The 10,622-nt window shown below is 69.6% G+C and carries 6 protein-coding genes and 1 pseudogene; 4 read left to right on the top strand and 3 right to left on the bottom strand.

All coding sequences use genetic code 11. From position 1 onward, the window contains the following. The first annotated feature begins 4 nt into the window (after positions 1–4). Positions 5–1,204 carry a PD40 domain-containing protein gene (locus tag JHN45_RS42265; protein ID WP_200712650.1) on the top strand — a complete coding sequence of 400 codons (1,200 nt, stop codon included), beginning with the start codon at positions 5–7 and terminating at the stop codon, positions 1,202–1,204. 302 nt (positions 1,205–1,506) lie between these two features. Then, on the top strand, positions 1,507–3,111 hold the full coding sequence (gene cimA, locus JHN45_RS42270) for a citramalate synthase (protein ID WP_200712651.1): 1,605 nt from the start codon (positions 1,507–1,509) through the stop codon (positions 3,109–3,111). Positions 3,112–3,118: 7 nt separating this feature from the next. Here cimA and JHN45_RS42275 read toward each other — a convergent pair whose 3' ends face one another. From JHN45_RS42275 to JHN45_RS42285, 3 genes are read right to left on the bottom strand one after another with little or no spacing between them, the layout of a single operon-like run. Further along, positions 3,119–3,631, bottom strand: a complete 513-nt coding sequence (locus JHN45_RS42275) for a hypothetical protein (RefSeq protein WP_201054637.1) — start codon at positions 3,629–3,631, stop codon at positions 3,119–3,121. After that, a complete protein-coding gene (locus tag JHN45_RS42280) occupies positions 3,625–4,155 on the bottom strand; it encodes a hypothetical protein (RefSeq protein WP_200712653.1) in 531 nt (176 codons plus the stop codon). The genes JHN45_RS42275 and JHN45_RS42280 overlap by 7 nt, the downstream gene beginning before the upstream one ends. 41 nt (positions 4,156–4,196) lie before the next feature. Continuing rightward, positions 4,197–6,071 (bottom strand): ricin-type beta-trefoil lectin domain protein, encoded by a 1,875-nt coding sequence (locus JHN45_RS42285; RefSeq protein ID WP_200712654.1) that lies wholly within the window; start codon positions 6,069–6,071, stop codon positions 4,197–4,199. Positions 6,072–6,205: 134 nt separating this feature from the next. Here JHN45_RS42285 and JHN45_RS42290 point away from each other — a divergent pair, with 134 nt between their 5' ends. Together JHN45_RS42290 and JHN45_RS42295 are read left to right on the top strand one after the other, a co-directional pair. Next, the gene (locus JHN45_RS42290) at positions 6,206–9,217 is read left to right on the top strand and encodes a glycoside hydrolase family 3 N-terminal domain-containing protein (RefSeq protein ID WP_200712655.1); all 3,012 of its coding nucleotides are present in this window, start codon (positions 6,206–6,208) and stop codon (positions 9,215–9,217) included. 107 nt (positions 9,218–9,324) lie between these two features. Next, positions 9,325–10,622 (top strand): annotated as a pseudogene (locus JHN45_RS42295) (hypothetical protein); the annotation flags it as partial.

Consider the following 10,622-nt stretch of genomic DNA (forward strand, 5'->3'; position numbering starts at 1 on the left):
GCACTTGAACACCACCACCCGCACCGCGCTCGCCGCAGCCCTGATCGCCACCGCCGTGGCGTTCACCGGGCCCGCGGCGAGCGCCGCGCCCAGAGTCGCGCACACCGAGCCGGTCAGCGTCACGCCCGGGGGACAGGCGGGCGACGGCACCTCGTCCGGGCCCGTCATCAGCCGCAACGGCCGCTACGTGGCCTTCGATTCGGCCGCCGAGGATCTCGACCCGAACGTCCCGCACGGCGGCATGTACATCCGGGACCTGCGCACCCACACCACCCGCTTCGCCGGATTCGGCGGCATCGTGGCCGTACTGAACGACGGCCGCTACGTCTACCACCAGAACGACGAGGCGTACCTGGTCACCCCGGGCAGGCCCGGGCAGAAGCCCTTCGGCATCGAGATCCCCGAGGGATTCACCGGCCCGCCCGCCGAGTTCTCCGTCAGCCCCGACGGCCGCTACGCCGTCTACACGCTCCGCCGGACCGGCGAGGGCAGCGTGGTCTTCCTGCGCGACCGCGTGGCCGGCACCACCGAGCGGATCAGCCACCCCCGCCCGACCTGGGAGCCCCGCAACGCCTTCGAGCCGACGGTCAGCGACGACGGCCGCCGCGTCGTCTACCAGTACACCTACGCCAACGGCCCGCGCGGCGACGACTGGGGCGACGTCTGGCTCTACGACCGCCGCACGCACGCGTACACCCAGATCGACCGCTCCTACGACGGCTCGGCGACCGAGAAGGAGTCCCTGAAACCGTCCATCAGCGGAAACGGCCGCACCGTCGTCTTCGAGTCCCGCGACACCCACCTCGTGCCCGACGACAACGACGTCAGCTGGAACGTCTTCGTGCACGACATCGCCACCGGCAAGAACCGCCGTATCCACGGCACCCAGGGCGGCACCGGCGAGGTCTACACCCGCGAGCCCGCGGTGAGCGCCGACGGCCGGTACGTGACGTTCATATCGAAGGTGGTGGAGCCCGGCAGCCAGTACGGCACGGAGAACCCCGTCTACCTGCGGGACCTGAGGAGGGGTACCACGACCCTCGTCACCCCGGACCGCACCGGCGGCACGGCCTCGGCCGTCGTCGCCCCGGGCGGGATCGCCGACGGCGGCCGCCGGGTCGTGTTCCTGACCTACGACCCGACCCTGATCCCGGCCGGCGACGCCAACGACACCACCGACGTCTTCGTACGTCACCTGAAGTGATCGACCGCATCCTGAGACGCACATGAGCGAGACACGGGGGCTGTGCCAGACTGCCTCCGTGTTCTCGTTCGCCACGATTATTGGCAGCAGGCGCGCCGGTCCGCAGTGACCGCCTCGTACGACCAGGTACGGGCGATCACCGTCGTCACTCGACCCGCGCGCAGACCTCTCGCACCCGCGAGGGGTTTTTCGCTTTTCTGGCCCATCTTCAGCCGGGAAAGCAGTGCGAGTGATCATTGAGGGACGGTGGAGCCGGTCATTCCGGTACAGACCGAGATTCAGATCCTCAGGAGCCAGACACCATGACGGAAACCAGCGCACTCGACGATGCGTTCCACGTCTTCGACACGACCCTGCGTGACGGCGCGCAGCGGGAGGGCATCAACCTCACCGTCGCGGACAAGCTGGCCATCGCCCGGCACCTGGACGACTTCGGCGTCGGTTTCATCGAGGGAGGCTGGCCGGGCGCCAACCCGAGGGACACCGAGTTCTTCGCCCGCGCCCGGCAGGAGATCGACTTCAAGCACGCGCAGCTCGTCGCGTTCGGCGCCACCCGCCGCGCCGGTGCCAAGGCCGCCGAGGACCCGCAGGTCAAGGCGCTTCTGGACTCCGGTGCCGATGTCATCACCCTGGTCGCCAAGTCCCATGACCGGCATGTCGAGTTGGCCCTGCGTACCACCCTCGACGAGAACCTGGAGATGGTCCGCGACACCGTCTCCCACCTGGTCGCCCGGGGCCGCCGCGTCTTCGTCGACTGCGAGCACTTCTTCGACGGCTACCGCGCCAACCCCGAGTACGCCAAGGCCGTCGTCCGTGCGGCCTCCGACGCCGGCGCGTCCGTCGTGATCCTCTGCGACACCAACGGCGGGATGCTCCCGGCCCAGGTCCAGGCGGTCGTCGCCACCGTCCTCGCCGACACCGGCGCCCGGCTCGGCATCCACACCCAGGACGACACCGGCTGCGCGGTCGCCAACACCCTCGCCGCCGTCGACGCGGGCGCCACCCACGTCCAGTGCACGGCGAACGGCTACGGCGAGCGCGTCGGCAACGCCAACCTGTTCCCGGTGGTCGCCGCCCTGGAGCTGAAGTACGGCAAGAAGGTCCTCCCCGACGGCAAGCTCCGCGAGATGACCCGCATCTCCCACGCCATCGCCGAGGTCGTCAACCTCACCCCCTCCACGCACCAGCCCTACGTAGGCGTGTCGGCCTTCGCCCACAAGGCCGGCCTGCACGCCTCCGCGATCAAGGTCGACCCCGACCTGTACCAGCACATCGACCCCGAGCAGGTCGGCAACACCATGCGGATGCTGGTCTCCGACATGGCCGGCCGCGCCTCCATCGAGCTCAAGGGCAAGGAACTCGGCGTCGACATCAGCGGCGACCGCGAGCTGGTCGGCCGGGTCGTGGACCGCGTCAAGGAACGTGAACTCAAGGGCTACACCTACGAAGCGGCCGACGCGTCCTTCGAACTCCTGCTGCGCGCCGAGGCGGAGGGCAAGGCCCGCTCCTACTTCCAGGTCGAGTCCTGGCGCGCGATCGTCGAGGACCGCCCCGACGGCAGCCACGCCAACGAGGCCACGGTCAAGCTGTACGCCAAGGGCGAGCGCATCGTCGCCACGGCGGAGGGCAACGGCCCGGTCAACGCCCTCGACCGCGCCCTGCGCGTGGCCCTGGAGAAGATCTACCCCCAGCTCGCCAAGCTCGACCTCGTCGACTACAAGGTCCGCATCCTGGAAGGCGTCCACGGCACGTCCTCCACGACCCGCGTCCTGATCTCCACGTCCGACGGCTCGGGCGAGTGGTCGACGGTCGGCGTCGCGGAGAACGTCATCGCCGCGTCCTGGCAGGCACTGGAGGACGCGTACACCTACGGCCTCCTCCGCGCCGGCGTCGAGCCCGCCAAGTAGCCCGCCCTCAGCAGGAGTTCTCGGCGAGTTTCTCGAACTCGCCGAGGCTCATGGCCTTGTCGTCGGCCCAGACCTGGCCGGGCTTGAGGGCGGTGATCTGCTCGGTCGTGAAGTCGACGACGCCGTTGTAGGAGTCGCCGGTGATGTAGTGCCCGAAGGACATCGAGTAGTGGTATTTCGGCTGGAGTTGCCGCGCACCGCGATGCCGGGCCTTCCAGGCGGCCGGAGGCGAGAAGAGCGGGAACTCGGCGTCCCCGGTCAGCTTCTCCTTCCGCACGTCCCACCCCGTGGTGACCGGCCCGTCGTCGATCCCCCTGGCCCAGCCGTCGAGCGACGGCGACTGGTAGTCGTCGTCCCCGCACGGCCGGATCAGCGCGTGCGGCACCCCGTCCGCCCCGAGCCGCACCCCGGCCAGCGGCAGATCGACGGCCCCGCATCCACTGAGCAGCAAACCCCCGGCCACGACACCCGCGACCGCGGCCGCGCCCCGTCGACCCCGCCCCCGCGCCCGGGTCAGCATTTGTCGTCCACGAGGTCGTCGAAGTCGTCCCGGCTCATCGCACGGCCGTCGGCCCAGACCTGGCCGGAGTGCAGCGACGTGAGGTCCTTCGCGGTGAAGTCGAGGACGCCGCTGTAGTGGACGACGGCGCCGCCGGGCACCGTGAACTTGAGGTAATAGGTACGGCCGGGCGCCAGTGCCTGGGGCCCGACCGCCTCGGTCCGCCACGAGCGGGGCGGCTCGAAGAGCGGGAACGTCGTCGTGCCGAAGGGCTCCCCGTGGGGCCCTACGAGGGGTGTCCCCCAGCCGGTGTCCGAGCCCTGGCCCTCCGGTGTCCCGCTCGCCCCGTCCGCCGTTTCGTCCGCGGTCCAACTGCTGAGGTGGATGCTCCCCGCGCGGTCGTGACCGCACGGCCGTACCAGCGCGACCGGCCGTCCGTCCGTGTCCAGCCAGGCCGCGGCCAGTGGCAGCTGCGCCGGGCTGCAGGCGCTCAGTAAGCCCACCCCGGCCGTCACACCCACAGCCGTCACTCCGACACGTTTCATGTCCCGCCCCCCGTCGAGGGCGGGACACGACCCGCCCTGTCCTACTGCAGATGCCATTTCTGGTTGGCGGCCCCCGTGCATGTCCAGATCTGTGCCCGCGTCCCGTTCGTCGATGAATTGCCCGTCACATCAAGGCACTTGTTGGCCGCTGTATTCACCACATCACCGGTCGTGGAGTTGTACGACCACTGTTGCGCGGCGGTTCCATTGCAGTCGTACAACTGCACCTTCGCCCCGTCCGCCGTCGAAGCGGACGTCACGTCGAGGCACTTGCCGAGCGAGCGCACCGTGCCGTCGGTGCCCACGGTCCACTGCTGCGCGGCCGAGCCGTTGCAGTCGTAGAGCTGGACGGCGGTGCCGTTGGTGGTCGAAGCACCGGCCACGTCAAGGCACTTGCTCGCCAGGCCCACGAACGCGCCGGTCTGGGCGCCCCCGCCGGACTGCGTGCCCGTCCAGGTGAAGGTCGCGGAGGTCTTGCCGGGGAGGGAGTAAGTCGCGTGCTGGCCGCCCCAGTTGATGGTGACGGTCTTCGCGGTGGACGCGTCGTTGTACGCGATCAGCGCCTTCGAGCCGTCCGGGTTGCGCCACGCCACGTTCGGCACGTTCGTGGATGCCGTGGAGGCGATCCGCTGCGCGCCCGGCCGGACGAACTTCGTCAGCTGGCCCATCGTGTAGTACTCGACGGTGTAGTCGACGGTCCCGCTCGCGCCGTCACCGTTGTGGACGGTGATGAGACCCGTGCAGGTGCCGCAACCCCCGTTGTGCGGGCCCATGTTCTGGTCCACGGCCAGCGACCACTTGGTGACCGACTTCGCCCAGTTGCGGGTGTAGTCGATGATGTTGTTCATGTCCTCGCGCTGCTGGTTGGCGATCCAGGTGCCGCCGGAGTGCTCGGTGCCGAAGGCGTCGAGGGTGGGGTACTGGTTGTGGACGGTGGTCTGCTTGGTGACCCCGCTGATGTCGCTGTAGCCGTGCCAGGCGATCCCGCCGAAGTTGGGGTTGGAGCGGACCGCCGCGTCGTCCACCGTCGAGGCCGCGTACGAGTCGTACACGTCCCAGTTCCAGTCGTGGGCCAGCACCTTCGTCGTCAGGCCCGACGCGTTGAGCTTCGGGAGCAGTTCGCTCTTCGTGAAGTACGCGAGCCCGGACGCGTTCCAGCTCATCGACGGGTAGCCGGAGCAGCAGGTCGGCTCGTTCTGGACGGTCACGTACGAGACCGGAACGCCCTGGTCCTTGTACGCCTGGAGGTACTTGACGAAGTAGTCGGCGTAGGCGCCGTAGTCCTCGGACTTCAGCCAGCCGCCGTTGAGCGAACCGCTGTCCTTCATCCAGGCCGGGGCCGTCCATGGCGAGGCCATGACAGTCAGAGAGGGGTTGAGACTCAACGCCTGCTTGGTGAGCGGCACGACATCGGCCAGGTCGTGCGCGATCGAGAACGACGTGAGGTTCGGGTCGGTCGCGCCGGAGGCCACGTCGTCGTACGTGTACCCGTACCGCGCCAGGTCCGACGCGCCCATCGGGTTGCGCAGGAACGACAGCCCGATCCCGTCCGTCGGCGAGAACAGCTTGGTCATCGTCGCGTTGCGGGTCGCCGCCGACAGCGCGCCGCTGCTGTTCATCAGCCAGGCCGCGGTGTCCGTGAAGGACGCACCGCCGCCGGTGAAGGTCTGGTAGCGGGTGTTCTCGTCGACGGTGATGTTCTCGCCGCTGCCGCCCGTCCCGGACGAGAAGGCGAACGGGGTCTGGGCCTGGAGGCCACGGGTGACATGGCGTCCGGCGGCGTCGTCGGTGGTGGTGAGCCAGGCCGTGACCTGTTCACCGGCCGCGTGCGCGGGGGGTACGGCGGCGGTGAAGCCGGCCACGGAGAGCAGTCCGGCGAGCAGCAGCCGGGCCGTGCGGGGGGTTCTCCTGGACATGGATGCGTTAGCCCTTCCTGACGAGACGTCTTGACGGGTCTGCGGGCCGTTAGTTAACTCACGGCGTGATCTAAGCCATGAGTGAACTGTGCGATCCCAGAGTGAACCAGAGCTCCAGAGCCGAGGGAAGGTCCATGCCAAGAACCGCCCTGCTCGTTTCCACCGCCCTGTGCGCCGCGCTGCTGTCACCGGCCGCCGTCTCCCAGGCGGCCGCCGCCGCCGACCCAGCCCCCACTCCCGTCGACCGCTTCGAGGGCGAGGTGCCCTTCGCGAGCCAGCCCGCCGAGGGCATCTTCACCTGGGGCAGCGACAACGACGACCCGCCCCAGCTGGCGCTGACCGCGAGACCGGACGCCCCCGAGGGCGAGAAGGTACTCAGCGGCACCTACGACATCAGCGGCTACGGCGGCTTCACCCACGACTTCGCCGCGACCGAACCCGCCCACGACTGGTCCGCCCACCAGGGCATCCGCTTCTGGTGGGACGGCCAGAACACGGGCAAGTCGAGCAACTTCGAGATCAAGGACGGCGGCGCCAACGGCGAGGCCTCCGAGCTGTGGACGACGTCCTTCACGGACAACTTCACGGGCTGGAAGCAGATCGAGATCCCGTTCACGAACTTCGTCTACCGCACGGACTACCAGCCCGTCGGCGGCATCGACCACGTCCTGGGCCTCACCCAGATGTGGGGCTACGCGGTCACCCTCCCGGTCGGCATCCACAGCCAATTCGCCATGGACGACGTCGAGTTGTACGGCAAGGCGGATCAATCGCTGCGCGCCTCCGTCGTCACCGACTCCGCCGTCTACCCGGTGAAGGAAGGCGGTACGGCCACGGTCAAGGTCACCGTCGCCACCACCGGCTCCGCGCCGATCGACGACCCGGTGACCGTCGCCTACACCTCCGACGGCGGCACCGCGACCTCCGGCAAGGACTACACCCCGGTCTCCGGCACGCTCACCTTCCCGGCGGGCACCGCGTCCGGCACCACGCAGACCGTGCAGGTCCGCACCCTCAAGGACAAGTCCCCCGAGAACGCCGAGACGATCCCGCTGAAGCTCACGGTCACCGGCGCCAAGGCCCCGACCGAGACCCCGCAGGTCGTCATCGACGCGCACGGACTGCCGTACCTGGACAGCAAGTTGCCCATCAAGAAGCGCGTCGCCGACCTCGTCAAGCGCATGTCGCTGGAGGAGAAGGCCGGCCAGATGACCCAGGCCGAACGCGGCGGCATCGGCACGGGCGCCGACATCGCCTCCTACGACCTCGGCTCACTGCTCTCCGGCGGCGGCTCGACCCCGACGCCCAACACCGCCGCGGCCTGGGCGAAGATGATCGACTCGTTCCAACTCCGGGCGCAGGCAACGCGGTTCCAGATCCCGCTGATCTACGGCGTCGACGCGGTGCACGGCCACAACAACCTGGCCGGTGCCACGATCATGCCGCACAACATCGGCATCGGCGCGACCCGCGACCCACAACTCGCCGAGAAAACAGGCGCGGTGACGGCCAGTGAGGTCCGGTCGACCGGTGTCCCGTGGGACTTCGCGCCCTGCCTCTGCGTCACCCGTGACGAACGCTGGGGCCGCTCCTACGAGTCCTTCGGCGAGGACCCGGCGCTCGTGCAGTCCATGGAGACGATGATCCAGGGCCTCCAAGGCGCCGCGAACGGCAGGCAGTTGAAGGACGACGACAAGGTCCTCGCCACCGCCAAGCACTTCGTCGGCGACGGCGGCACGGCCTACGGCTCCTCGACCACCGGCACCTACACCATCGACCAGGGCGTCACCACCGTCACCCGCCAGCAGCTGGAAGCCATCCACCTGGCGCCGTACCAGACGGCGGTCGGCCGGGGCATCGGCACGGTCATGCCGTCCTACTCCTCGCTCGACATCGTCGGCGACGGCCTCGGCCCGGTGAAGATGCACGCCCGCGCCGACATGATCAACGGCGTCCTCAAGAACCGGATGGGCTTCGACGGCTTCGTCATCAGCGACTGGAACGCCATCGACCAACTCCCCGGCGACTACGCGTCCCACGTCAGCACCTCGGTCAACGCGGGCGTCGACATGATGATGGTCCCGTACAGCTACAAGGACTTCACCGCGACCCTGATCGCCCAGGTGAAGGCCGGCGCCGTCACCGAGAAGCGGATCGACGACGCCGTATCGCGCATCCTCACCCAGAAGTTCAAGCTCGGCCTCTTCGAGAAGCCGTACGCCGACACGAGCAACGCGGCGCAGATCGGGTCCAGTTCACACCGCGCCGTGGCGCGGCAGGCGGCGGCCGAGTCGCAGGTGCTGCTGAAGAACGCGAACGGCGTGCTCCCGCTGAAGAAGTCGCAGAAGGTCTATGTCGCCGGTTCCAACGCCGACGACCTCGGCAACCAGACCGGTGGCTGGACCATCACCTGGCAGGGCTCGTCCGGCACGAACACCACCGGCACGACCATCCTCCAGGGCATGAAGAACGCCGGCGGTGACGTCACGTACTCCAAGGACGCGTCCGCATCGACCAGCGGCTACGACGTCGGTGTGGTCGTGGTCGGCGAGACCCCGTACGCCGAGGGCATCGGAGACGTGGGCAACGGCAACGACCTGACGTTGACCCCCGCCGACCAGGCAGCCGTGGACAAGGTGTGCGCGGCGATGAAGTGCGCGGTGCTGATCGTCTCCGGGCGCCCGCAGCTGATCGGCGACCGGCTGCCGAAGATCGACGCCGTGGTCGCCTCCTGGCTGCCGGGCACCGAGGGCGACGGTGTGGCCGACGTCCTCTACGGCAAGCGCTCCTTCACCGGTCAACTCCCCGTCACCTGGCCGAAGTCGGAGGCCCAGCTGCCGATCAACGTCGGCGACACGACGTACGATCCGCAGTTCCCGTACGGCTGGGGTCTGACGACCGTGGCGAAGGCGCCGACGGGTGGCGCGTCCACCCTGAAGGCGCTGGAGGCTGCCGCCGGGAAGGCGCGGTCGGCGGAGGCGGGCAAGGCGCTTGTCACGCAGGCGCGGCTGATCGTTCAGCAGAAGGTGGGCCAGAACATCACGGCGGCGGTGTCGAAGCCGTTCGCCGACGCGGACCATCTGTTGCTGACCGGGAAGTACAGGGCGGCCGTACAGAAGCTGGAGGAGGCTTACCGGGCGGCGTAAGGGAGTCGCTGTAGGGGTGCGAGGGGTTGTCGGTCGGCTGCGGCTTCGTCGTGGCTGGTCGCGCAGTTCCCCGCGCCCCTTCAGGGCGCGTCCGCTAGCGTCGGATTATGAAGGCTGTCGCTTGGGGCCGAAGCCTCCCGGGGTTGCTCGTGGCCCTGTTGCTCACCGCGCTGACCATGGTGTCCCCGGCCGCCGCGGACACCGGCGTCTCGACGATCGGCCGGGCCCTGCGCGAGGGGCCCGTCTACGTCGACCCTTCCGCGTCCGCGTTGCCGTCCGCGGACGCGCTCGCGCAGCGCATCAAGAAGGCGGACAAGCCGGTCTTCGTCGTGGTCCTCCCGGCCGGCTACCCGACGGCGAACCTCTTCACGAACCTCCGCACCGCCACCGGCATCACCGGCCTCTACGCGATCCGCCTCGGCGACCGTTTCGACGCCCGCGCGGACTCCTCGGTCCTGTCGAACGCGGCCGTGAAGAACCTGGTCAGCAGCGTGCAGGGTGAGGACGCGAAGACCCAGCTCGACGACTTCACCGACCGCGCGCTCGCCAACATGGGCGGCTCGGCGCCCGCGTCCTGGGGCGGGTCTTCAAGTGGCAACGGCGTCTCTCCGGTACGGCGCTGATCGTCGCGGGCGGGGTCCTGGTGGCCGGTGGCGCGGGGGCGTACACCCTCGTACGGCGTTCCCGCCGCCGCAGGCTGGAGGAGCAGCGGGCCGCGCTGGACAAACTGCGGGTGGTGGTCGACGAGGACATCACCGCGTTCGGCGAGGAGCTGGACAGGCTCGAATTCCACCCGGCGGAACCAGGCGCCGACGACGCGATGCGCGCCGACTACGAACGCGCCCTCGACGCCTACGAACAGGCGAAGTCGTACATGGCGGCGGCGACGAAACCCGAGGACGTCCGGGCCGTCACGCAGGCCCTGGAGGACGGCCGTTTCTCGCTCGCGCAGCTCGCCGCCCGCCGTGAGGGCCGCCCGCTGCCCGAGCGTCGCGCGCCCTGCTTCTTCGACCCGCGCCACGGCCCGTCGGTCGCCGACGCCACCTGGACACCGGCCGGGGGCGCACCCCGCGAGGTCCCGGTCTGCGCGGCCGACCAGGCCCGGCTCGCCGACGGCCGTGACCCGATGATCCGCGAGGTCGACACGGACTACGGCCGCCGCCCCTACTGGGACGCGGGCCCGGCCTACGGCCCCTGGGCGGGCGGCTACTTCGGCGGCGGCCTCCTCCCCGGCCTGCTCGTCGGCACCCTGCTGGGCAGCATGATGTCCACGCCGTCCTACGCGTCCGACTACGGCACGGGTTACGGCGACTTCGGCAGCGGCGGCTACGACGGTGGGGACGTCTCCGGCGCGAACTTCGATCCCGGGGACTTCGGCGGCGACTTCGGCGGGGGAGGGGACTTC

Origin of the sequence: Streptomyces sp. MBT53 (assembly GCF_016654115.1) — a bacterium.
In the GTDB taxonomy this organism is placed as follows: Bacteria; Actinomycetota; Actinomycetes; order Streptomycetales; family Streptomycetaceae; genus Streptomyces.

What these genes read in the sequence shown, in the direction of transcription:
- cimA (WP_200712651.1), top strand. Translation starts at nt 1,507, where the DNA reads ATGACGGAAACCAGCGCACTCGACGATGCGTTCCACGTCTTCGACACG.
- JHN45_RS42275 (WP_201054637.1), bottom strand. Translation starts at nt 3,631, where the DNA reads ATGCTGACCCGGGCGCGGGGGCGGGGTCGACGGGGCGCGGCCGCGGTC.
- JHN45_RS42280 (WP_200712653.1), bottom strand. Translation starts at nt 4,155, where the DNA reads ATGAAACGTGTCGGAGTGACGGCTGTGGGTGTGACGGCCGGGGTGGGC.
- JHN45_RS42285 (WP_200712654.1), bottom strand. Translation starts at nt 6,071, where the DNA reads ATGTCCAGGAGAACCCCCCGCACGGCCCGGCTGCTGCTCGCCGGACTG.
- JHN45_RS42290 (WP_200712655.1), top strand. Translation starts at nt 6,206, where the DNA reads ATGCCAAGAACCGCCCTGCTCGTTTCCACCGCCCTGTGCGCCGCGCTG.